20 protein-coding genes are annotated in these 22,514 nt (G+C 43.6%); 9 read left to right on the plus strand and 11 right to left on the minus strand.

Features of this window, described 5'->3' with window-relative positions; all coding sequences use genetic code 11:
* Nucleotides 1-54: 54 nt before the first annotated feature.
* On the minus strand, nt 55-501 hold the full coding sequence (locus tag TH606_RS02820; protein ID WP_197460496.1) for a hypothetical protein: 447 nt from the start codon (nt 499-501) through the stop codon (nt 55-57).
* Between the two features lie 225 nt (nt 502-726).
* Here TH606_RS02820 and TH606_RS02825 point away from each other — a divergent pair, with 225 nt between their 5' ends.
* Both TH606_RS02825 and TH606_RS02830 read left to right on the plus strand, forming a co-directional pair.
* On the plus strand, nt 727-1,791 hold the full coding sequence (locus TH606_RS02825) for a metallophosphoesterase family protein (RefSeq protein WP_068541187.1): 1,065 nt from the start codon (nt 727-729) through the stop codon (nt 1,789-1,791).
* 1 nt (nt 1,792) lies between these two features.
* Nucleotides 1,793-4,063 carry an AAA family ATPase gene (locus TH606_RS02830; protein ID WP_068541188.1) on the plus strand — a complete coding sequence of 757 codons (2,271 nt, stop codon included), beginning with the start codon at nt 1,793-1,795 and terminating at the stop codon, nt 4,061-4,063.
* A 23-nt stretch (nt 4,064-4,086) separates the two neighbouring features.
* Here the strand turns inward: TH606_RS02830 and TH606_RS02835 are convergent, their stop codons facing one another.
* From TH606_RS02835 to TH606_RS02865, 7 genes are read right to left on the minus strand one after another with little or no spacing between them, the layout of a single operon-like run.
* Nucleotides 4,087-4,923, minus strand: coding sequence for a damage-control phosphatase ARMT1 family protein (locus TH606_RS02835; protein ID WP_068541189.1), 837 nt, complete (start codon nt 4,921-4,923; stop codon nt 4,087-4,089).
* Between the two features lies 1 nt (nt 4,924).
* The gene (locus TH606_RS02840) at nt 4,925-6,415 is read right to left on the minus strand and encodes a GspE/PulE family protein (RefSeq protein ID WP_068541190.1); all 1,491 of its coding nucleotides are present in this window, start codon (nt 6,413-6,415) and stop codon (nt 4,925-4,927) included.
* Nucleotides 6,415-6,837 (minus strand): type II secretion system major pseudopilin GspG, encoded by a 423-nt coding sequence (gene gspG / locus TH606_RS11470; RefSeq protein ID WP_068541191.1) that lies wholly within the window; start codon nt 6,835-6,837, stop codon nt 6,415-6,417. Before gspG ends, TH606_RS02840 begins: the two co-directional genes overlap by 1 nt.
* 12 nt (nt 6,838-6,849) lie before the next feature.
* Nucleotides 6,850-8,049 carry a type II secretion system F family protein gene (locus TH606_RS02850; protein ID WP_068541192.1) on the minus strand — a complete coding sequence of 400 codons (1,200 nt, stop codon included), beginning with the start codon at nt 8,047-8,049 and terminating at the stop codon, nt 6,850-6,852.
* Complete coding sequence (locus TH606_RS02855) at nt 8,046-9,221, minus strand: hypothetical protein (protein WP_068541193.1); 1,176 nt, start codon at nt 9,219-9,221, stop codon at nt 8,046-8,048. The genes TH606_RS02850 and TH606_RS02855 overlap by 4 nt, the downstream gene beginning before the upstream one ends.
* Nucleotides 9,218-9,832, minus strand: coding sequence for a hypothetical protein (locus TH606_RS02860; protein ID WP_068541194.1), 615 nt, complete (start codon nt 9,830-9,832; stop codon nt 9,218-9,220). The genes TH606_RS02855 and TH606_RS02860 overlap by 4 nt, the downstream gene beginning before the upstream one ends.
* 8 nt (nt 9,833-9,840) lie before the next feature.
* Complete coding sequence (locus TH606_RS02865; RefSeq protein WP_068541195.1) at nt 9,841-10,347, minus strand: hypothetical protein; 507 nt, start codon at nt 10,345-10,347, stop codon at nt 9,841-9,843.
* Between the two features lie 27 nt (nt 10,348-10,374).
* Between TH606_RS02865 and TH606_RS02870 the strand changes: the two genes are divergently transcribed.
* From TH606_RS02870 to leuS, 7 genes are all read left to right on the plus strand, one after another.
* On the plus strand, nt 10,375-10,797 hold the full coding sequence (locus tag TH606_RS02870; protein WP_068541196.1) for a type IV pilus modification PilV family protein: 423 nt from the start codon (nt 10,375-10,377) through the stop codon (nt 10,795-10,797).
* Entirely contained in the window at nt 10,794-11,249 is a 456-nt protein-coding gene (locus TH606_RS02875; protein WP_068541197.1) for a prepilin-type N-terminal cleavage/methylation domain-containing protein, read from the plus strand. Before TH606_RS02870 ends, TH606_RS02875 begins: the two co-directional genes overlap by 4 nt.
* 37 nt (nt 11,250-11,286) lie before the next feature.
* Nucleotides 11,287-11,994 carry a type II secretion system protein GspK gene (locus tag TH606_RS02880; RefSeq protein WP_068541198.1) on the plus strand — a complete coding sequence of 236 codons (708 nt, stop codon included), beginning with the start codon at nt 11,287-11,289 and terminating at the stop codon, nt 11,992-11,994.
* Entirely contained in the window at nt 11,969-14,074 is a 2,106-nt protein-coding gene (gspD, locus tag TH606_RS02885) for a type II secretion system secretin GspD (protein ID WP_068541199.1), read from the plus strand. Before TH606_RS02880 ends, gspD begins: the two co-directional genes overlap by 26 nt.
* Before the next feature lie 170 nt (nt 14,075-14,244).
* Nucleotides 14,245-14,808, plus strand: coding sequence for a prepilin-type N-terminal cleavage/methylation domain-containing protein (locus TH606_RS02890; protein ID WP_082863483.1), 564 nt, complete (start codon nt 14,245-14,247; stop codon nt 14,806-14,808).
* Between the two features lie 76 nt (nt 14,809-14,884).
* The gene (gene icd, locus TH606_RS02895; RefSeq protein ID WP_068541201.1) at nt 14,885-16,111 is read left to right on the plus strand and encodes an isocitrate dehydrogenase (NADP(+)); all 1,227 of its coding nucleotides are present in this window, start codon (nt 14,885-14,887) and stop codon (nt 16,109-16,111) included.
* Nucleotides 16,112-16,127: 16 nt separating this feature from the next.
* Entirely contained in the window at nt 16,128-18,725 is a 2,598-nt protein-coding gene (leuS, locus tag TH606_RS02900) for a leucine--tRNA ligase (RefSeq protein ID WP_068541202.1), read from the plus strand.
* A gap of 408 nt (nt 18,726-19,133) precedes the next feature.
* Here the strand turns inward: leuS and TH606_RS02905 are convergent, their stop codons facing one another.
* From TH606_RS02905 to TH606_RS02920, 3 genes are all read right to left on the minus strand, one after another.
* Nucleotides 19,134-19,649 carry a flagellar basal body-associated FliL family protein gene (locus TH606_RS02905; protein ID WP_068541203.1) on the minus strand — a complete coding sequence of 172 codons (516 nt, stop codon included), beginning with the start codon at nt 19,647-19,649 and terminating at the stop codon, nt 19,134-19,136.
* Between the two features lie 226 nt (nt 19,650-19,875).
* A complete protein-coding gene (gene aroC / locus TH606_RS02910) occupies nt 19,876-20,973 on the minus strand; it encodes a chorismate synthase (protein WP_068541204.1) in 1,098 nt (365 codons plus the stop codon).
* 529 nt (nt 20,974-21,502) lie between these two features.
* Nucleotides 21,503-22,192: a DUF2202 domain-containing protein gene (locus TH606_RS02920; RefSeq protein WP_068541206.1), complete on the minus strand. Its 690-nt coding sequence runs from the start codon at nt 22,190-22,192 to the stop codon at nt 21,503-21,505.
* Between the last annotated feature and the right edge of the window lie 322 nt (nt 22,193-22,514).

Below are 22,514 nucleotides of genomic sequence, written 5' to 3' on the forward strand. Positions count from 1 at the left end.
AAATGTTTTTATCCCAGCACAAAATTTTTGATGGACCCTGGCTAGCCAGAAGGGCTAAAGAAGCCGATAATGACGCAATATTTCTGCTAAACGGGAATCTTCCCTGGCAAGCTCCCTTAGGGCGTCTATCAAGTCTTTGAGTTTTCCCTCCCTTTCTAGTTGCTCTATAGTTTCTTCTTTGGCTCGCTTAATTATGGTCCGCCTATCCCAATAGGCAAAACCTATAACCACCGCCACCAGCGTGGTAAAAATGGCCGTAAGGATCCACAGAAAGGTCATCATTTGCTCAAAACGCTTATCAACCTGCTCAAAACGTTTATCAATCTGCTCAAAACGTTTATCAACTTGTTCCATGAAGACTTTGAGGGTCGTTTCCAGGCGAACAAGTCTTTCCCGGTCTTCCTGGGTAAAGCCATCCTGGGCATTAACCACCTGGGCCAGTAAAAGCTGGGCCAGTAAAAGAAGAATCCATAAAGCAAAAAGAATGACTTTCTTATTCATGTAAGCTCCTTACCCTCTTGTTAATCTTAATTTTGCCTTAAAAAAGAAAACTTTACAATCTTGAACTCTTCTCTTTTTCTCTGGATTTACAAACAAATAACAATTTTTAGGGCTGTCATTGCGGGTTATCTCCACCGCGACCACGGCGCCTCGTGATAACGCGTTTTAGAGGTTTTAAAAAATTTAAATTTTGCCTCTCCCTTACACGACGTTATAATAGCAGGCGTGAAGCTTTATCATCTTTCTGACTTACATCTGGGTGCTGTCCCCAGCGGACGTTCGGCTGGGGAACACATAAATCTGGTTTTAACCAAGCTAAAAGAGATTCTTTCACGGGCCGAAGATGTTCCCGTGGTCCTTTTTGCCGGAGACACCTTTGATTCAAATGCCGTTTCAAGTTCAGTAGCCCGTGAATTTTTCAATCTTTTAAGCAATTTTCCGGCTATAAATTTTGTTTTAATCCCTGGTGGTGGGCACAAAAACGAAAGTGAAATAAGTGGCCACGATGCCTACACCGCTGATTCTATTTATCGGCGGCCAGAAATTTCTGCTTTCTTTAGAAAGGAAAATATTCACCTCCTTTCTCCTGAAACTCCCTCTAAAGTCATTTCTGTCTCAGATAAAAAACTGGCTATTTATGCCGGTTTTTTTGACTTTCCAGAAGAAGAAATAATTCCTGAGGCAGATTATCATATTGCTCTTCTTCACGGCGCCTTTGGATCTAACGAACAATACGAAAAACCCTTAAAAAGTAACCTTCTTGAACGTTATCACTATCTTGCCCTGGGGCATTATCATCGCTTCAAAAAATTGGCTGAAAATGCCTTTTACGCCGGTGCTTTTATACCTTTTGAATTCCTGGCAAATACTCAGGCTGAAGGAGGCTTTCTAGAAGTTGACCTTTCAGCTAAACCTCCACAGATACTCAGGCACACCTTTGACGATGCTCCCCTTTACCTGCGCCTCCAAATACACTCAGAAGAAGACCTTGAAAGACTCAAAAATCTTGACTTTACAAAGGCTTTTGTGCGCATTGACTCTTATCTTGAGTTTTATGAAGATGAGCTTAGTCGGCTCTGTTCCCATTTTGAAGAAAAAATTACCATCTCAGAAGGGGCCAGGCTAAACTCCCCTGACGATTTAGTTTTGCAAATTATAAACGAACTTTTGCAAAGTGTTCCCGAAGAAATTCAAGCTGAAGTAAGGGAATTTTTGCTTTACGGTCTTATGGTCTCACGGCAGCCCAGGGAACTTAAAGAATTTCTTATAAAGAGATTTCTGGAAAGTTAAAATGAAACTTCGCCAGATTAGTTTCAGAAACTACAAAATTCTTTCTGACCACGAGTTTTCCTTTGAGCCCGGGCTAAAGGTTATCACCAAACCAAACGAATACGGCAAATCCACCCTTATTGAAGGAATACTTGATGTTTTTTCTCTAAATCCTAAAGCTTTGCTTGAAAAAACAACCAAAGGGCAGAAAGTCCCACCGGTTATCAAGCTCAAGTTTGACATTGGAGAGCACCGGTATGAACTCAAGTTAAGCGGCCTTGAACCCCGGCCTTATCTGCGAGGTTCAGACGGAGTTGACCTGGAAAGCCCGGAAAGTATCAAAAAATTTTTGGAAAAAAAGGGATACAAACACTTTCGGCAGGTTTTAGAAGGCCTTCTGGTATTGCGAGAAAGAGACCTTTCCACCGCTGTCAAAAGCGGTTTGCAAGAAGTTTTTGACCAGGTTTTAAAGTCTGCAAGCATTGAGGGCCTGGAAAAAAAGATTAAAGACGACTTTATCCTGCAAAGAGGTGGGCTTCGCCAGAACCCCTTCGGCCGTCTTGAACAGGAAACTCTGGAAAAGCTAGAAGAAATAAACGATAAGCTCGCTCTCCTAGAAAAAGAAAAGAAAGACTTTGAAGAAAACAAAAAGAAACTTGAGGTTATCAAAGAAAAGCTTGAAAAGTTTCTGGCAAAGCACAAAGAACTCACCCTTCAAAAAGAGCAACTGGGTTATCTTCAGGCCTATCTGGAAATTGAGCATCTGGAAAATAAAATCAAAAGATTAAGAGAGGAAGAAAAAGCCCTTGTTACCAAAATAGAAAAATTAGCCAGAGAAAGGGAAACCCTCAAAAAAAAGATAGAGGATTTACGCGAAGAAGAAAAAAAGCTCCTCTCTGAGGTGGCCCAGAGTGAAAATATAGAGAAAGAAAAGAAACTTCTTGAGGACAGACAAAAACAGCTAAAAAAGGAACTTGAGAGAAAGGAAGAATACCAAAAATTAATAAAAGCCCTTGGCCCCCTGGCCACGCAAAACCCTGAAAAACTTCAGGACTACCTGAACGAATGGCAGGCTTTCCTCAAAATAGCCCGTCATTCCCGGGGAAAGCTAGAAGTTTTAAAGGCGAAAGATAATCTTTTGATAAACGGTAAGAAATTTTCTGCCAGAGAAGTTGAATTTCAGGGCAAAATAAACATCAAATACAATGACCTTGAGTTAAACATCTATCCCCAGGTAAAGCTTGCCGAACTCTCTAAAAACATTGCTCCCCTTGAAAAAGCATTTTCTACCCCGGAAAATCTCAAACAGATTATCCAGAACCTGAGGAAGTTAAAGCAGATAGAATCATCTTTAGAAAGCACTGAAGACCTCCCTTCTCTAAAAGAAAAGCTTAGGAAAACCCAGAAAGACCTGGAGAGTCTCGCAGAAAGACAAAATAAAGTTTCCCAGAAGAAAAATCAGGCTAAAGAGCTTGGCCAGCAAATAAAAACATTTGAAAAAAAACTAAGAGAGCTTGAAAAAAAATATCTAGCCTTAAGAGAAGGGCTAGCGGCTAAAAAGCAGGAAATTAAAAACCTTGAAACTAAAATCAAGGAGTATCCAAGAGACTTTGAAGAGAAGCTTTCTCTTAAGACCATTAGAACTTATGAAGGAGAAAGCCTTGAAAGAATAACCAGGCTTTTAAATCAAGTTTCCACCGAGCTTGAAAGCCTTCAGCAAGATATAACCCTTCTTGAAAGAGACAAAACCCTTTACGAGGATCGGGTAGCTCGTAAGCCAGACTTGAATCGTTATGAAGAACTCCTTGAAAAGAAGAAGGCTTTAGAAAGAAAGCTTTTGAGGTTCAAGCGTTTAGAAGTAGTATTGCGAGCTTCAGCGGATATCCTCTCACAATTAAAAGAACGAATAAATCAGGCTTACCTTGAAAAATTTGAAGAAAAAGTAACCCAGATATTTGGTGAAATAACAGACGGGCGCTATACTTCTGTGTCTTTTAACTTTCCTTCTCTCTTTTTTGATAAAGAGGCCTTCCAAAAAAGATGGAAGGTAAAGCGGGAAGACGGCAGGGTCTTCCATATTGACTCCCTTTCAGATGGCACGAGAGTTCAATTGTTACTGGCCGCAAGGCTTGCCCTGGTAGAATTATTCTTTAACGATAAGGCCTTTTTCTTGCTTGATGAACCCCTGGCTTATTTTGACCAAAAGCGAGCCCGGAGAACCTTAAACATCTTCAATTCTCTTACAAAAGCCGGCTGGCAGATAATAATCATGAGTGCTCGGCCATTAAGTTGAATAAACCCCGCTATAATTTGGAACTATTTCCAAAAAACTACGTAACTTTTAAGAGAAACCTCTAAGGCCCTGGCTACCGGTACACATTTGGCGCAAAGAAGGAAAGCTATGTTATTTCTCTGGGCTTTCATGGAAAGAGTTTCAAAATGCCCCATTCCTTTGGCTAACACCAGGTCAGCCTCAAAATAAAGCCTTCTAAATTCCTCTGAAGCGTAATTAAGATCAAGACCAACCATCTCAGCCCCGGTAGTAATAACCTTAGCCGGTATTTTAAGGTTAAGTTTTTCAAGGTCTGGAAGTGAAAGGTCATTTTGAATGGGCTTTGGCTTAACGGCATAATAGGTTTCATAACCCTGGTCAGTTAGCCAGGAAAGAAGAGGTATATCAAAGAAAACCTCGCCGGTGTTATCGGTAAGCAAGATAACCGTCTGCGTTTTCTTGAGATGGTTTTCTATTTCAGCTATATGGTCAATAGCAAGGGTTATTCCCGTTTTAAGGACTTCTTCTATCTCCTCAGGAGGCCTGAAAAAATCTATAGTATTTCCCAGGAGAGAAAAGAGCAGGCGTTCTCTAAAACCTTTTTGAAAATCTTTTCCGTATATTTCAGCAATTTTTTGGCCTATTTCTATTTCCTTGGCCTTCAAAGGGGCGTAAGGGTCTTCATGCTGGCAGTATTTTTTAACGCGGCGATGAAGTTCAGAAGCTATTACCGGAGGTGATATATTTTCGTCGTAAAGTTCATCAAGCCAGGAGAGGGCTTTAGAAATTTTTTCAGGCTCTTCCCCACAGGCAAGCCCCATGGCCTGTTTAGCAAGCCTTTCCAAACACGGGCGACAATATTCAGGAATTTGTTTGTACATACTAATTGCCTCCAGATACCCGAAGGACTTCTTCTAAAGAGGTGATACCTTTGGCTACTTTTCTTAGACCGTCCTGGAAAAGAGAGAGATACCCCCGTTCTCTGGCCCAGTCTTTTAATTCTTCTTCAGTAGCCTGGCGCAAAATTAACCGCCGCAACTTACCGTCCACAGGGTATATTTCGTAAATGGCTATTCTTCCATAAAATCCAGTGCCAGCACAATGAGGACACCCAACTGGCCGACGATAAAGAACTTTTTCAGGGAGAGAGGGAAGCCTTTCAAGCCAGGCCAGAAACTCTTCTGGAGGAGCAACCTCCTCGGCACACTTATCGCAAAGAACCCTTACCAGCCTTTGGGCTACCAAGCCCACGGTGGAAGCAGCAATCAAGTAGGGCTCAACGCCCATGTCAGCCAGGCGCACCGCTGCTCCTAGGGCGTCCCGGGTGTGCAGGGTTGAAAATACCAGGTGTCCGGTTAAAGCTGCCTGAATGGCAATCTCAGCAGTTTCAAGGTCGCGGATTTCGCCCACCAGAATTACATCTGGGTCATGACGTAAAATAGAACGCAGAGCCTGAGCAAAAGTAAGGCCAATTTGTGGCTTTATCTGAATCTGGGTTATCCCCTGGAGTTGATATTCCACCGGGTCTTCAATGGTGATGATTTTTCGGTCGGGCTTATTCAGTACCGAAAGAGCCGCGTAAAGAGTGGTGGTCTTACCAGAGCCGGTGGGGCCGGTAACAAGAATTATACCATTTGGCTGAGATATTAAATCCAGAAAAATCTGATAATGCTCAGGCTCAAGACCAAGTTTTTCAAGGGTAAGAAAGCCTTTGCGTCTGGCCAAAAGACGCAATACCACACTTTCTCCTGTAACCGCAGGCATGGTGGATACGCGGATATCAAGATCTTCCCCCCCTACCCTGAAACGAATACGGCCATCCTGAGGCAGGCGGTGTTCCGCGATGTTAAGGCCTGCCATAAGTTTCAAACGGGAGATAACCGGAGCAGCAATCTTCCTGGGATGGGTAGCAATTTCATGGAGCAGTCCATCAATACGGTAACGAATTCTCAGCCCCTGGCGTTCGCTTTCAAAGTGAATGTCGGTAGCCCGCATTTCTACCGCTTCCCTTATCACCCGGTTTACCAGCCTTACCACCGGAGCCTCTGAAGCCAAGTCTTTTAAAAGCTCAAGGTCTTCTGGCTCTTCTTCCTGGGTCTCTTTCTCAAGCTCTGGTGGGATCTCGTAAAACTTCTGAATAAGCTCAAAGATGTAGTCCTCTTCAGCGAGGAATATGTTAGGTGGTCGCCCGTATTGTCGCTCAAGGAGGTCAGCCAGAAAGATGTTATCAGCAGAAGGTAAAAGCAAATAAAGCTCCTCTCCCAATAAAAAGGGGAACCCTCTGACAGCCTTTAAAAAAGAAGCCTCAAACCCCTCAACAGGGGCTATCTCATTGGCTTTGGCTTCTAAAATACTCTTATCAAAGGGCTTCATTATTCCCAGCTAGTAATGTCAGCGTTTTCACCTTCACCACCAGGCTTACCATCGGCTCCGTAAGTCCAGAGGTCATAGTCACCATGTTCCCCCGGGTAGCGATAGTGATAGGGTCTTCCCCAGGGATCCAGCGGAATTTTTTTCTTCTTAAGATAAGGCCCCTGCCATCTGGCTTTTTCTTCTTCACTAACAGGGGGTTCTACCAGGGCTTTAAGCCCTTCTTCGGTGGTGGGGTAGCGCCCCATATCAAGGCGGTACTGGTCAAGGGCTGATTCAAGCAGGGCTATCTGACTTTGAGCAATTTGTGACTTGGCTTTTCCAAGCTTACCAATTAACCTTGGCCCAACCAGCGCCGCCAAAAGCCCAAGGATTATTAAAACCACCAACAATTCCAGTAAGGTAAAGCCTCTTTTTCTCTTCATATATCCCCCTACCTAATAGCCCAGTCTTACATCAAAAATAGCCATCAGAATAGAAATTATCATGCTTCCTAAAAGAAGGCCAAAAAAGAGGATAGTAGCAGGCTCAAGAATAGAAATAAAACGCTTTGAGGCCACCCTTACCTCCTCTTCACATAAATAAGCCATGTCAGCAAAAGCCTGGCCAAGGTCTCCAGTTTCTTCTCCCAGGGCTATAAAGTTAGCTACGAAATCAAAACTTCCTGGAAATTCTTTAAAAATAGAAGAAAGTCGCGTGCCTTCTTTTATCTGCAAAGACGCCTGGGCCAAAAAATCCCTTAGAAGATAAAACCTGGGAATGTGGCTGGCAATAGTAATGGCCTTAGGTAAAGCCACTCCGCCCCTTACCATGACTGAAATGCCATGAAAGACTCTGGCCATATCTGCCAGGAAAAAGAACCTTCCAAAATAAGGTATTTTTAAGAGAAAACGCTCTGCCCGAAGGCGGTCTTGAGAATTTCTTAGGCTCAGCCGAAGAGCCACCATGGCTAAAAGCATGATCAATAAAAAAATCCAGCCATAGGTCTTCCAGAAACTACCCACAGCCAACAAAATGCGGGTTATAAGAGGTGGAGTAACTCCAAGCTGATCAAAGATAGAACCAAAGCGAGGCAAAATATAAACCAGCACTGTTTGCACTGCCAGAAGGCCAAAGATTACCAGAAAAGAAGGATAAATAAGAGCTGACTTAAGTTCCTGCCTGAAAGAATGTTCTTCTTTGATATATCTGGCAAGGTCTTTTAAAATTTCTGAAAGGGCTCCACTTATCTCTCCGGCATACACCAGACTTACATAAAACTCCGGGAAAAAGCCGGTTTCTTTAAGGGCCTGAGAAAAACTTTCGCCTTTCTGAAGTTTCTTTTTGATTTCCTCGGTCATATTTTGAAGAGATGTCTTTCCCGTGGCTTGAAAGACCCTCTCAAGGATATTCAAAGCCTTATCAAGGGTTAAGCCGGATTTAAGAAGACGCTCAAGCTGTTCTGTAAAAAGTAAAAGTTCCTGGTGCCTGGCTCCACGGGACAGGCTAAAACTCCACCTGCGTTTAGCAGGAACCACCTCAAGGGGCACAAGCCCCTCGGCTCTTAAATGTTCCAGAGCCTCACTTAAATCAAGGGCTTCTACTTCGCCCTGCTTTACCTGACCTTCTGATGTAACCGCTGCGTAGCGAAACCTCACTCCTTATCCTCTTTGCTTATGATTTTCATAACTATGGAGAAAATCTCTTTTCCTGTCCTGGTATTTTTAGTCACATTTGAAAGAAATTTGGCCTCTTTAAACATCGGGTCATCGGCAAATAGCTCTAAAACCTCTAAGGCGTTTTTGCCTTCGGCCCAGAGGCGAATTTCATCAGGTGGTCTAAATTCAAGTCGTCTTACCCAGGTATCCTCTGGAAGAATTTCTGTAATGCGCTCAAGAATTTTCAAAAAATCCAGTTTATCATTTTGCCAGGATTTAAAGGTGCCTTCTATTTTCTGATAAACCTCTTTGCGTTTTTCAACGGCTTCTATTTCAGCCAAAGATAGTTTCAGGGAATGAATCTTCTGGTCAGCCTCTTTAATTTTTGTTTCAAGGTCATCTGCCTTTTTTTGGAGTAGATTTCCAGTGGTAAGAAAAATCAGAGGCAAAAGACAGAGCAAAACAAACGCCAGAGAAAGCTTAGGCCTTGGCTTTAGAGGGAAATCTTCAAAACTCAGGAAATAATTGGCAGGAAGGGCTGGCAAATAGCGAGCCCCTTCAGCGATTATCTTTTCCGCAGGCCCTTCAAAAGTAAAAATTTCTCCTGAAAACTCTTCAAGATAGGCCCTGGCAGTGCCAGGGGAGGCTGGCATAATATCTTTTATGCCATGTTCGTCAATCACTATTCCTTCGTAAGTATTATCAGTTTTCACATAATAAAGACCTGGAGGAAGCTTTTGGTTTTGGTGATAATAAAACGAAAGAAGAGCTACCCCGGCAGGCACCACTCCACATGGTATAAGACCAGGAGAAAGGTGGTCAAAAATATCCTGAAAAAAGGACCTTTCCTGGAAAACTATGCCCACCTCTCCTGGTTTGCGCCGGTAAACCGCACAGGAAAGCTTTGCTGTGGTCTTTTTCTCAAGCAGTGTAAAAAGACGCTGGGCCTCAAGACGCACTGCTGAAATAATAGCCTTTTTTCCAAGCTGGGCAGGAAGTTTAAAGTTATGAAAAAAAAGAAGGCCGTGGGAAACAGCTATAAATACCCTGGCAGGTCTGCGCCCTGGATGAAAATTATCTTCAGCTAAATGGGTGTGTTCACCGTCAAAATAGATTCCTAAAGAGGCTGGCCTAAACCACTCTTTTAAAAGGGCAAGTTTTGCGGTTATCACTTCTTTTCCACCCGGGCTGTTCTGGCTTTAGAAGAAATATCTTCAAAAGAGTTAGAACTATAAAGGGCTTCTAGCTCCATATTCACACTTAAAACATAATCTTTGAAATAACGTCTGGAAATTATAGTTAAACGGGAAACGCGTAAGGCTTTATTAGTTTGCGAAAGTTTTTCTAAAAATTCTACCATACCTTTTATATCGCCGTCTAAAGTTAGAAGAACCTTGACCTTTTGTATCTGCTCAGAAATGTTCTCTCGTTTTATAATACGAAAAGTCCTTAGCTTTAAGCCTGAAATTTGGCCTATTTCCTTTTCAAGTTCTGAAACAATGACGTAAGGGTCAAGGCCAATAAAAATTTTATTTTCAAGGTCTTTAGTTTTGGCAAGCTCTTTTTCAAGGCGAGGCTTATCCCTGGAGATTTTTTTCTGATAACGGACTAAAAGTTCAAGCTTCTCCTGGTAAAGTTCTTTTTTGAGACGATAATTTTCCCAGGCTGGCCAGGTAAACAGGGATAAAACCAATAAAGCCAGCAAAATGGGGCCAGCCCACCATAAAAATCTGGATAAACTCAGGTTATCTCGCTTAAAAATCCTGGATAATGAAAATTTCATGGTCATACTCATCTAGATGGAGGACGGGGAAACTTTGGTGGCTTTTTAAATGTTTTTGTCTTTTTCTCAGGTGGCCCGAGAGCTGGCCTTGGTGCCAAAGATAGGACTTTATTAGCGGGCTTTTTATTTAAGGCCGGGATCTTTTTTCTTTCAGGTGAATCTTTCAAGCTCAAAACAACTCCCTGGCATTGCCCTCCAAGGACCACCTGACCGGCTTTAACTTCAAGCACCTGGCAATTGCCTAAATCATCTCCCTGAGAAACAAGCAGTCTTTTTTGGTTTACATCTTCCAGACCGAGTTCTCTTTTGCCTGCTGGAAGCACCTCAAGCACCGCCACTCGCTCTTCTCCTTTAATTAAGGTTCCCTTTAAAATGACATAACGTTTAACTAATTCTTTCTTTACGTTTTTGGGTTTCTTGTCTTGAAGATAAGGAACATAATGGCGGGAAGGCGAAAAGATATTTTTTGTTACAATATTTTCAAAATTAGATAAAGCCCTGGCGCTCGTAACCAATATAAAACTTGCTAAAATAAAAACACTATGAAAAATAAAGCTTCTAAAGGCTTTACTATTCTTGAAGTGCTGGTAGCCTTTGTCGTCGCTACAATCTCTATTGCCTGGTTTTTCTATGTACTTTCGCATAATTACGCCACCACCTCCAAGATGATTGAACGTTTACACCTCTTTGACTATACCACGCCTTTCAGGAAACATCTCCTAACAAGCCTTAATAAAGGCTCTTTAAGGCCTGATGAACTAAAAGACTTTGCTAAAGACGAAGAAAGTTTAGCCAATTATATCATAACTAATCGGAAAATAAGCTTAAATCTAAAGGAATATGAAAAAAAGGCCTGGTCTGATTTTCAAAAAGAATATCTGCTAAAAGAATGGCAAATAATTTTCACAGATGAAAAAACAGGAGCCAGGCTTTTCTTGCCTATTTATTTGTCGGAGGAGGAATGAAACAAGGGGTTACACTTTTAGAGCTATTGGTAGTGCTTTTTCTGATAAGCCTTTTAGCCGGTCTTATCTTTCCCAGGGTGGCTAGTTTCATTCCCCGAGAAACCACTTTTCTGGTAGAAACCGCAAACTTCATAGAAGGAGCCAGGGCAAAGGCCCTTGTAGAAAAGCGGCTAATTGTCCTTATCTTTGACCAAAAAAACCGTTTTATTTATCTACAGGCTTTTAACAATAATGAGGAAAAGACCCTTCCCCAAAAACTAAAAGTCCCTGAAGAGATAGAGATAAAAGAACGGGGGCTTATGCCCCTTCCAGAAGGGAATTGGGGTATCATGTTCTGGCCAGACGGTGCCTCTAGCGGTGGAGAAGTGGAGATAATAAATCGCTTAAACGGCAAAAGGCTTATTTGCCGCCTGGCACGGAGCCAGTTTCTGGCGGAGGTGCGCCCTGAATAACCACGGCTACATCCTGGCTTTAACGCTGGTCTTGATAATGGCCCTTTCTTTTATGGTGGGGTTTCTTTTCTGGCAGGGGAAAGCCAGCCAGGCCCTTATTCAGGCGTCTTTAAACAACGCCAACATTGAGCTCACCAGAGCTTCCTTGCTTAACATCTTCTGGGAAGAAGGGCTTTCTCAACTGAAAGAAAGCGGCTTTTTTCCAAAAAACTTAAATCTGGAGATAAAAGACACTCCATCTATAAAGGCCACCTTTATCCTCAGCGAAGAAAAGTATCGCCTAAACCTGAATGAAGCCGAAGAAAAAGACATCTACGCCCTTCTTGTGGCTCTTGATTTTCCTCCAGAAAAGGCCCGTGAGATGGTTGATTGCCTTTTTGACTGGCGTGACCCTGACGATTTCCACCGTTTAAACGGAGCTGAAAAAGATTATTACCTGCCACTTGGTTATAAACCCCGCAACGGAAACCTGGAAGACTTTTCAGAAATAACCCTGATAAAAGGCTTTGAGCCATATATTTTCTGGTTTAAGCCCGGACTATATCGCCGGGTAACCATCTACGGTGGCACTAAAGAGTTTAGAGAAGATTTTAAAAGCACAGGAGATGACCTGATAAAACTTCACGAAAACGAAGTTTATCGTCTGGAATTATCCTTAAAACAGGGTAAAAAAACTTATCAATACCTGGAAATCTTCCGTTATGTTAAAGGAGAAAGGCATGTCCTTTTTTCTCGTGCGTGGTAAGGGAGAAAACATGAAAATTAGCTATCTACTGGTACTTTTGGGCTTAATTTTGGGCCTTTGCGGCTGTCAGGCGGGCAAAACCTTACCTGAAAGTATGACTGCCACCTTTCCTCCCCCGCCGGTAGCCAACCAAACCTCTGAGCTTAAAAGTAATTCATTAGAAAAACTTCCGGATAAAGACATCGCTTTCCGCAAACCTCAAGAAGAAAAGACAAAAAGCCCTGTTTTCGTAATACTTCAAAGTGGAAAAAGGCCCGAAACCAAAGAAGAAACCCCAAAAATTAAAACCTCTCAGAAAGGCGGTTTTGAACTAACCCTTGACCTTGAAGGCGCAAGCCTTATGGACTTTCTTGATTTGCTTTTCAAGCAAACCCTTAAAGTTAATTACACTATTTCTCCTCAGGCCCGGGCCAGAATTACCGCCCACATTCACGGAACATTTTCGCACCAGGAGTTGATGGAGATTACTTCTCAGGTTCTGGAGCTAAACGGCTTATCACTCGTCCCTTCGCCAAAACTTTACCGTATAGTACCAGCTTCAGAACTAAGCCGGGTTTCAGGCAATATTTCCTTTGCGGTTTTGAGACCCCGTTTTCTTCCCATAAACGAAGTAACCAGGCTTATCCAATCTCTTCTTACGCCAAACGCAAGGGTACTGGCCGGAAAAACGGCAAACACCCTTATAGTTATAGACAACCCGGAAAACCTTGCCAAGATAACCCACCTGGTTAACCTCCTTGACGAAGACGTCCTGGCCGAAATGAACCTTGCCCTTTACCGCCCCCAGGTCCTTAACGCTGAAACCCTTGCCAATTACCTCAAGGCCATTTTTAAGGCCGGGCCCTGGAAGGGAATAAATCCCTCTTCCTTTGTTGATTTTATCCCTATGAAAGAAATAAATTCACTCCTGATAATAGCGAAAGATCCTGAAACCATAAAAAGGGTTTACCGCTGGATAAAAGAGCTTGACAAAGGGGAGCTAGCTGAACAGGAAGTATATGTCTACCAGGTAGAAAACGGAAACGCCGAAGAAATAGCCCAGATTCTTCAGGACACCTTTTCTGGCACAGGTAGTTATTCTTCACGCAAGACCATAATGAAGGCCCAGAAAAAGAAAGTTTCTCCTGAGCTTATAGGAGACATTCGTATTATCCCTGATAAAACCAATAACCTGCTTATTATAAAGGCCACCCGCCAGGATTATCTGACCATCAAGCGTCTGCTTGAAAAGATAGACGTGCTCCCCAGGCAGGTAGTCATAGAGATGCTCATTATGGAAATAACCCTAAATAGGGAACTGGAACACGGAGTAGAGTGGTTTTTAAAAAACCGTACAACTTATAGAGGAGATACCTATAATCTTGGAAGCAAGTTTTCAAGATCTGTTATTGAAGAAGGTGTATTGGAAAACATTGAAAAAGTGAATTTACCAGGCCTTGCTATATCTATTTACCGGGCTAATGATTTAGGGGCGCTTTTTAATATTTTGCAATCAGTTTCGCAGATAAATATTCTTTCCAATCCGGTAATTCTCGCCACAGATAACAAAGAAGCCCGTATTCAGATTGGCCAGGAAGTGCCCATCATTACCCAGCAGATAACCAATACCTCGGCTACCGAACCCAACATAACTTCCACCGTTCAGTATAGGGACACCGGTATCATTCTTTCTGTAAAACCAACCATTAATTCAAGTGGCCTGGTTAAACTTGACATCGTCCAGGAGATAAGTTCTGCTCAGAAAAACTACCTTGGCCTTGAAAACACTCCTTTAATTAGCAAACGCAAGATTGAAACCTCTCTGGTGGTGAAAAACAACCAGACGGTAATTTTAGGTGGCCTCATTGATAATCGCCAGGAAGTGGCTGAAACCGGTATTCCTGTTTTTAAAGACCTGCCTTTTCTGGGCCATCTCTTTAAGTGGCAGAAAAAAACCAGGGACAGAACGGAGCTTCTTATAGCTATTACCCCTAGGGTGGTGCGCAATTACCAGGAGGCTGAAACCGTAATGTTTAGTTTCAAGCAAAAAATAGAAAACCTAAAAAAGCGCCTTGAGGAACAGAATAGCAAAGGCCGTTAAAATTTAAAATGAAATGAGAGATTGTTTGGTTTCGCTTACAATGACATATTCGCGTTGTCACTGAGAGGATATCCCTCACTTCGCTTGGGACAAGAGAAACAGTCCTTAAGAATAGCAACGATTAAATATATTTATTTAAATTTGCAAAATAAACTGTCTGGAGGGATAAAATAAACCAAAAGGCCTTTACCCTTCTTGAACTGCTAGTAACTATCTTTTTAGGAACACTTTTGCTTCTTCTGCTATACCAGGCTTTTGGGAAGGTAGCCCGGGATTTTCTCTATCTCCAGGAAGGAAAACACTTTTCGATTTTCATCAAAGCTAGCGAAGGCCTGCGCCGCCAGCTAGAAAACATAGACAAAAGCAAGGTGAATGTAGCTGGAAGGCCAGGAAGCCTTTTTTACTGGCGTAATGGATTACTGGTATTTCTCACCCGTTTTGGCCCAGGAGGTAAAACTATTGTTATGTATAAAAACACCAAAGGCGGCCTGGTTTATGCTGAGCTTCTCTATACAGGCCAAAGGCTTTCTTCTAATCTTTTTGACGAAGTTAAAAAATTACCTAATCCTTCTATTTTCTTTGTTCCAGGAGCCAATATTGCTCTCTTAAAAGCCAAAAACGAAGACGAATTTAAAGAACTGTCATCGTGGAGAGGAATCCCCTCGTGCCAGGACAAGGTATTTATTAAATTTTCATCTGGCTCGCTTGCTCGTTTTATCCCTATTTGCCCCTGACCACCCAAAATCCAGTTGATACCATGTTAAAAACATGTTTTAAAATGACCGTGATTTTTTATAAAAGGAGGAAATTATGCCGGCTGAAAAGATAAAACTTACTGAAAACTATGAGCTCATCGTTCCGGATGAACCCATCATCCCTTACATTGAAGGAGATGGCATTGGGCCTGACATTATGCGCGCGGCCATACCTGTGTGGAACGCCGCCGTTGAAAAGGCCTACGGCGGTAAGCGCAAAGTCCACTGGAAAGAAATCCTTGCGGGAGAAAAGGCCTACCAGGAAACCGGAAGCTATCTACCTGAAGAAACTATCCAGGCCATGCGGGAGCACGTAGTCTCCATAAAAGGTCCTCTTACCACTCCGGTAGGCGGTGGTTTCCGCAGCCTAAACGTTACCATTCGCCAGGTGCTAGACCTTTATTCCTGCGTGCGCCCGGTTAAGTGGGTCCCTGGCGTGCCAAGCCCGGTTAAAAGGCCTGAACTGGTAGATATGGTTGTCTTCCGGGAAAACACCGAAGATGTTTATGCCGGTATTGAGTGGGAAGCAGGCTCACCTGAGGCCCAAAAGATCATCGCCTTTATCAGAGACGAACTCGGCAAAGAAATTAGAGAGGACTCTGGCATCGGTATAAAGCCCATAAGCCGTTTTGGCACCAGACGCCACGTACGCAAGGCCATTCAGTACGCCCTTAATTACGGCCGAAAAAGCGTCACCCTGGTACACAAAGGAAACATTATGAAGTACACCGAAGGCGCCTTTCGCAACTGGGGCTATGAGCTTGCCAGAGAAGAATTCCCCGAGGTCACCATCACCGAAGACGAACTCTGGGAAAAGTATGACGGAAAACTTCCTGAAGGAAAAATCCTTATAAACGACCGCATTGCTGACGCTATGTTTCAGTGGGCCTTACTCAGACCTGCGGAATATGATGTCCTGGCCATGCCCAACCTGAACGGCGACTATATGTCAGACGCCCTGGCCGCCCAGGTAGGAGGCCTTGGCATGGCTCCAGGAGCAAATATTGGCGATGGCTACGCCGTGTTTGAAGCTACCCACGGCTCTGCTCCTAAGTACGCTGGGCTTGACAAGGTAAACCCAAGCTCTGTTATCCTCTCTGGAGCCATGATGTTTGAATACCTCGGCTGGCGTGAAGTGAAAGACCTCATCTGGGAAGGCATCTCACGGGCGGTTCAGGAAAAAGTCGTTACTTATGATCTTGCCCGCCAGATTGAAGGCGCCAAAGAAGTCAAGTGCTCAGAGTTTGGCCAATACGTGGTAGAAAAAATAAAAGAGCTTTAAGGAGGAGCCCTGGCCCATGGCTCGCCCAAAGTATGACTTTGCGAATATTGAAACCAAGTGGCAGAAGAAATGGGAAGAAAAAGGAGTGTTTGCCGCCGTTGATGGAGATAAATCCCGCCCGAAGTATTATGTGCTTGAGATGTTCCCCTACCCTTCCGGGCGTATCCACATGGGCCACGTGCGCAATTACGCCATAGGCGATGTCCTGGCCCGTTATCGCAAAATGCGTGGAGCCAATGTGCTTCATCCCATGGGCTGGGACGCCTTTGGCCTTCCAGCAGAAAACGCTGCCATTAAGCATGGCATTCACCCGGCCAAGTGGACCTACGAAAACATCGCCTACATGCGCAAGCAACTGAAGCGTCTTGGCCTTTCTTATGACTGGAGCCGCGAGTTTGCCACCTGTGACCCGGAGTATTACCGCCACGAGCAGCGTTTCTTTATTGAAATGCTTGAGCGTGGGCTCGCCTACCGCAAAAAAACCACGGTTAACTGGTGCGAAAGCTGCCAAACCGTGCTTGCCAACGAGCAGGTAGAAGATGGCTGCTGCTGGCGCTGCGGTGAAGAAGTCGTGCTCAAAGAAATGGACGGCTGGTTTTTCCGCATCACCGCTTACGCTGAAGAACTCCTACAAGACATAGAAAAATTACGGGGCAAGTGGCCTGAAAAGGTCCTTGCCATGCAGATAAACTGGATTGGAAAAAGCGAAGGGGCAGAGATAGACTTTCCCGTAGAAGGGCTTGACGAAAAAATCACCGTCTTCACCACCCGGCCTGACACCCTTTACGGGGTAACTTTTATGAGCCTTTCTCCAGAGCACCCACTGGCCAAAAAACTCGCGGAAAAAGATCCCGAGCTTTACGCTGAGTTTGAAGCCTTTTTACAGGAAACAAGGCGCGAGCGCAGAAAAATAGAAGAAGGCACTTTTGAAAAGAAAGGGCTTTTCTTAAAAGCCTACGCCCTACACCCTTTAACTGGAGAAAAAGTTCCCATTTTTGCCGCCAACTTCGTACTCATGGAATACGGCACCGGAGCGGTAATGGCTGTGCCAGCCCATGACCAGCGTGACTTTGAGTTTGCCAGAAAATATGGCCTACCCATAAAAGTGGTTATCCAGCCAGAAAGCGAAGAGCTTTCTCCTGAAACCATGGAAGAGGCCTACGAAGGCCCAGGGGTTATGGTAAACTCCGGGCCCTTTTCCGGACTTCCCAGCGAAGAGGGCAAAAAGAAAGTGGTGGCCTATCTTGAAGAAAAAGGCCTTGGCCGCAGGAAAGTTACCTATCGCTTGAGGGACTGGGGAGTTTCGCGCCAGCGTTATTGGGGCTGCCCTATTCCCGTTATTTATTGCGATGAATGCGGCATTGTGCCTGAAAAGCTTGAAAATCTCCCGGTAAAACTTCCCCTTGATGCCGAGCTTGACGAACACGGCCGCTCACCCCTTCCCAGGCTTGAGTCCTTTGTGAAAACCACCTGCCCTAAGTGCGGACGTGAAGCCCGCCGTGAGACAGACACTTTTGACACCTTTGTTGAGTCTTCCTGGTACTTTGCCCGTTTTGCCTGCCCCCAGGCCGAGGAACCCCTTGATAAGGAAAAGGTCTCTTACTGGCTCCCGGTGGACCAATACATCGGCGGTATAGAACACGCTATTTTGCATCTTCTTTACGCCCGCTTTTTTACCAAGGTTTTGCGCGACCTGGGCTACCTTGAAATAGACGAACCATTTGAGCGGCTTCTCACCCAGGGCATGGTAATTAAAGAAACTTACCGCTGCCCCAAGCACGGCTGGCTTTACCCGGAAGAAGTCTCTGAAGACGGCCACTGCTTAAAAGAAGACTGCGGTGAAAAGGTAATCATCGGCCGTTATGAAAAGATGTCTAAAAGCAAGTGTAACGTGGTTGACCCAAACGCCATGATTGAGCGCTACGGCGCTGACACCGTGCGCCTTTTCATGCTCTTTGCCGCTCCGCCAGAAAGAGACCTTGAGTGGAGTGACGCTGGCATTGAAGGCGCCCACCGCTTTTTACAGCGCGTCTTCAGGCTTGTTACTGAAAACTTAGAGGAACTTAAAAAGGCCAAAACCTTTTCCGGTAAACAGGAAGAACTTCCCAAGGCTTTGCGGGACTTAAGGCGTAAAACCCACCAGACTATCGCCAAGGTTACAGAAGACATTGAAAAACGCTACCAATTCAATACCGCCATTGCCGCGGTGATGGAACTGGTCAACACCTGCTACGACGTGCTTAATAAAAGCTATGAGGAAAAACTCTTCTGGCCGGTTATGAGAGAGGCCATAGAGGCCATTTTGCTTTTACTCTCACCAGTGGCTCCGCATATTTGTGAAGAACTCTGGGAAGCCTTAGGAAAAGAAGGCCTCATAGCCAATGCCTCCTGGCCTGAAGCTGATAAAGACGCCTTAAAGGCCGAAGAGGTTACCATTGCTATTCAGATTAACGGAAAGTTAAGGGACCAGATACAGGTGCCAGCCGGAGCTTCTAAAGAGGAGGTGCAGGAAAAGGCTCTAGCCAGTCCCAAAGTCAAACGCCACGTGGAAGGAAAAGAGATAAAAAAAGTTATCTTCGTGCCGAATAAGCTCATAAATTTTGTGGTGAAATAACCTCTTATTTCAGGTTTTAAACTTGCCTCTTTTTATACAGAACACTATGGCAAAATTGATTACTGTTCAACTGCCTCTGAAACTTTATGGATTTACGGCCTTCTCGCGGTGACAATCAATAATGACAAACAAAACATCATGTGAATTTTGATATTGCGAACGAAAGAACGCTTAGGCAACTAAGTTTCTTGCGAAAACATTTTCCAAAAAACCTAAAAATTCAATGCCCATTTAAAGCAAAAAAAGCGGGGTGAATGCCCCGCTTAAGGAGGAGGTAGATCTCAGTTCTGCCCTAAAGGCCAAAGAGCATTGCAAGCCACGCTCCCTACCTCATCATTGTGAGCCACGAAGTGGCGAAGTAATCTCTGGAGTTTGCTGTGGCGTGATGACACTTTAACGAATTGCCAGTTACAACCCCTTTTGTTTACCAATTTTAAAACGGATAAAATAAATGTTTGCTACCTGAGAGCCATATTTTTGCTGGAGATAACGTAAAAGGTCACTTTTAATCAACTGAAGTCCGTCAGCATTTTGAAAATCAAGCCAGTCCCATTGAGTTAATCTTGAGACCAAATCATGTTCCAAAACATCTTTAGCCTCTTTAAAATTTTTGGCCGTCTTTTTCTCCTTAAAACTAATTACCAGGTCAAAATATACATAAGTCCCTTTAGGAGCATCTTTAGGAGAAAAAACAATTTTTTCCAGAAATATTTCGTTGTCTTTAAGATTAGCCAAAAGTTTTTCGTAGTGTTTTGGCCTTGGTTTTTTATTTTCAAAAGGAAGGGCCTTTAGCATAGAGGGGATTTCTTTTTCTGAAGACGGAGTTTTGCCTCTAAAAATTATTTTAGTGGGGCCGAATACCAGAAGCCCACCTAAAATCAATGTGGTGATTAAGATGGCTATGTAGAGATAATGCTTTTTCATCTCAGAGACCTTTAATTTTAATTTTTCTAACCTTGCAACAGTGTTGCTTTGCTCGCAGGATATTTTTAAAAAATCTCTTTAAAATGTTTTATTAAGAGGATACTTCGTTCGAGCGTTCCGCAGTGACAAAATGGATCTATAATTGCGAGCCACGGTTTCCACTACGTCATTGCGAACCACGAAGTCTAAGCAATCTCTTCCTTTAATTTTTTCGGCAGGAAAGTTCTTATTCTTTATCTTTAGCAAATGGGTACTTGGTCCATCTGGTGAAAGGAGCCAGACTCAATTGCCGTAGCAAGTGGTCAGCCAACACCAAACGCACCATAGCCTGGCATACAGGTACGATGCGAGGAATAGCTGAAGCATCATGGCGTCCACCAATTCTTATTTTTCTGGGGTTTAAGTTTTCATCTACGGTTTCCTGTTCCTTGCTTATGCTGGGTATTGGTTTTACCGCTACGCGGCAGACAATTTCGTCTCCGTTTGATATACCAGCAAGGATTCCCCCGGCGTTATTGCTTTTAAAGCCCGTGGGAGTGATTTCGTCATTATTTTCTGAACCCAAAAGCTCAGCGGCAGCAAAGCCTGCACCAATTTCTATCCCTTTTACCGCCCCAATACTCATAAGGGCCTTAGCTAAATCGGCATCAAGCTTATCAAAAACAGGCTCACCAAGCCCAGCAGGCACCCCTAAGGCCACGATTTCTACCACCCCGCCTATTGAGTCACCTCTGGCCCTGATTTCTTTAACCCTTTCTTCCATTTTGGGAAGGGCCTCAGGGTCTGGACAGAAGAGGCGATTTTTATAGATAAAAGAAAGGTCTTTTTTGCTAATCTTGGCGCCACCCAAAGCCACGGTATAGGCGTGAACCTCTATGTTCCAGGTTTCTAGCAATCTTTTAGCTACGGCTCCTGCGGCAACTCTGGCCGCGGTTTCCCGTCCACTTGAGCGTCCTCCGCCTCGCCAGTCCCTTAAACCATATTTCCAGAAGTAAGTACAATCTCCGTGGCCAGGCCTGAAAATATCTTTTATGGCTTCATAAGCTCCAGGACGGGCGTCTTCGTTATAAATCAGAAGAGCAATGGGGGTACCGGTAGTCCGGCCTTCAAAAACACCAGAAAGCAGGTGAACACGGTCTTTTTCTTTACGTGGTGTCTCTCCAGGAGCTTTACCAGGACGGCGCCTGTCAAGCTCTTCCTGAATGTAGGCTTCGTCAAGCTCAAGGCCAGGAGGACAGCCATCTATTACCACTCCCAGAGCCTTGCCGTGTGATTCACCAAAAGTGGTAATTCTTAAGGCCTGACCAAAACTATTTCCTGGCATAAGAAAATCCTCGTTATCTTTTAGTTAACATTTTAATTTCATTTTATAATTTGGACAGCTTAAAACCACATTTTTAAGCCTATCCCGTAAAAATATTCAGAGTGCCAGAAGGCAGAGCGCTCCATGAAATCTTCGGGTTTTAGGGCTAACAAATTTTTAAAACTAATTTTTCCCATTGTATGATAAAGATTAGAAGGGAAGCTTGCATAAACCGGTTCCTAACCAAACCGAAGCTTTGCCAGAGCCATCCTGGACGGTAAAGCGCAGTTCGTAAGGACAGGGGCCACTTGCACAATTTCAGCCTGACGCAATGTCTTGGGAATTTTTTTTTAAAAGGATAGCTTGCCCTGGCATATACTTACGTCTTCCTGAAAGGATCTCAAAACCGAATCTCCTGACTAAAAGCCCACCATAAAGAACTGCTCCGCCGTAAAGAAAATAACCAGGGTTAAATGCCCCAAAAGGAGATAGCGCGCCATAAAGAATAAAGGGTGAGCTAAATTTGCTCACCCTTAGAGTTGAACATTGACTATTTCGTATTGATTTTCATTGGTTTACCTTGGGCATCTACTGGCCCCATTTCTTTAGGAGAAGATACGATTTTGGCAAATTCTTGTTTTGAGAGATATTGTGGTGTGTAAGATAGGCCCATTTTTTCAATCCAGTTGCCAAAAACGCGTAGATGATTACGAGAGCCTTTCATAAGGTTTTGATAAACCATGCGAATATCTTCGTTATCAGTCTTTTTCAATTCTTGCTGGAGATCGTATATATCCATCTCTTCAATTAACGCACCTACCTTTACCGCTTCCCCTAAAGATGCCATCCCTTGGCGCACAAGCTTTTTATAAAGCTTCTGCATTTCTTCAGTTTTAAACTGGCCAACATCTAAACCTTCAACAGGATTTTTTAAGCCATATTTTTCTATCAAAGTTTTTACCATATCTATATGACGTTGTTCGCTTCGAGAAATATTATTAAAAACCCGAAGCTGCCAGCGCTGGAATAAAACATAATAAACATCATGGGCTAATTTTTCTTCTTCTATCATTTTAAAAAGGCCTTCTTTTTCTGCAGGGCTAAGGGGTTGTTTAGGTAATTTTTTGACCAAGTTAATACATTGATTAGGGGAATTATCACCTTTGAAGGTCCCAGGGGGAAAAGCCCAAGTACTACTTACGGCAAAAAACAACAAAAAAACAACTAAAAATTTTTTCATTTTTAAAAACTCCTTTTTAGTTAATTTGTTTTAGGCTAACAAAGCTTTTGAAGATTGGAAATAGTTTTTTGGGGGCTTTTTTATATTACAAAGTGTTATCAAGGCGATGTAGTTGCCGTGGCAAAGTGATCTCTATCCCGAAAAAGACGAATCAATCTCTCATCTTTAGGCCTTTTATAGAATGAGCCGCCCCAGGTTTGCCGAATAGAAAAATTTGCGGGATGATTAGACATGGTAAAACAAAAAAGTTTTCTAACAACGAGGTAAGGGAACAGGCGGTTCATGAGTGGTAGGGATTGAATACGAGAAGGAAGGTCATAAG

This window comes from Thermodesulfatator autotrophicus, from assembly GCF_001642325.1.
GTDB classification, from domain to species: Bacteria; Desulfobacterota; Thermodesulfobacteria; order Thermodesulfobacteriales; family Thermodesulfatatoraceae; genus Thermodesulfatator; species Thermodesulfatator autotrophicus.

Bases quoted from the DNA above. Each gene is read 5' to 3' on its own strand.
- TH606_RS02920 (WP_068541206.1), bottom strand. From the start codon at position 22,192: ATGAAAAAATTTTTAGTTGTTTTTTTGTTGTTTTTTGCCGTAAGTAGT.
- TH606_RS02860 (WP_068541194.1), bottom strand. From the start codon at position 9,832: ATGAAATTTTCATTATCCAGGATTTTTAAGCGAGATAACCTGAGTTTA.
- TH606_RS02905 (WP_068541203.1), bottom strand. From the start codon at position 19,649: ATGAAAAAGCATTATCTCTACATAGCCATCTTAATCACCACATTGATT.
- leuS (WP_068541202.1), top strand. From the start codon at position 16,128: ATGGCTCGCCCAAAGTATGACTTTGCGAATATTGAAACCAAGTGGCAG.
- TH606_RS02870 (WP_068541196.1), top strand. From the start codon at position 10,375: ATGAAAAATAAAGCTTCTAAAGGCTTTACTATTCTTGAAGTGCTGGTA.
- TH606_RS02835 (WP_068541189.1), bottom strand. From the start codon at position 4,923: ATGTACAAACAAATTCCTGAATATTGTCGCCCGTGTTTGGAAAGGCTT.
- TH606_RS02820 (WP_197460496.1), bottom strand. From the start codon at position 501: ATGAATAAGAAAGTCATTCTTTTTGCTTTATGGATTCTTCTTTTACTG.
- gspD (WP_068541199.1), top strand. From the start codon at position 11,969: ATGTCCTTTTTTCTCGTGCGTGGTAAGGGAGAAAACATGAAAATTAGC.
- TH606_RS02830 (WP_068541188.1), top strand. From the start codon at position 1,793: ATGAAACTTCGCCAGATTAGTTTCAGAAACTACAAAATTCTTTCTGAC.
- TH606_RS02880 (WP_068541198.1), top strand. From the start codon at position 11,287: ATGGCCCTTTCTTTTATGGTGGGGTTTCTTTTCTGGCAGGGGAAAGCC.
- icd (WP_068541201.1), top strand. From the start codon at position 14,885: ATGCCGGCTGAAAAGATAAAACTTACTGAAAACTATGAGCTCATCGTT.
- TH606_RS02875 (WP_068541197.1), top strand. From the start codon at position 10,794: ATGAAACAAGGGGTTACACTTTTAGAGCTATTGGTAGTGCTTTTTCTG.
- aroC (WP_068541204.1), bottom strand. From the start codon at position 20,973: ATGCCAGGAAATAGTTTTGGTCAGGCCTTAAGAATTACCACTTTTGGT.
- gspG (WP_068541191.1), bottom strand. From the start codon at position 6,837: ATGAAGAGAAAAAGAGGCTTTACCTTACTGGAATTGTTGGTGGTTTTA.
- TH606_RS02840 (WP_068541190.1), bottom strand. From the start codon at position 6,415: ATGAAGCCCTTTGATAAGAGTATTTTAGAAGCCAAAGCCAATGAGATA.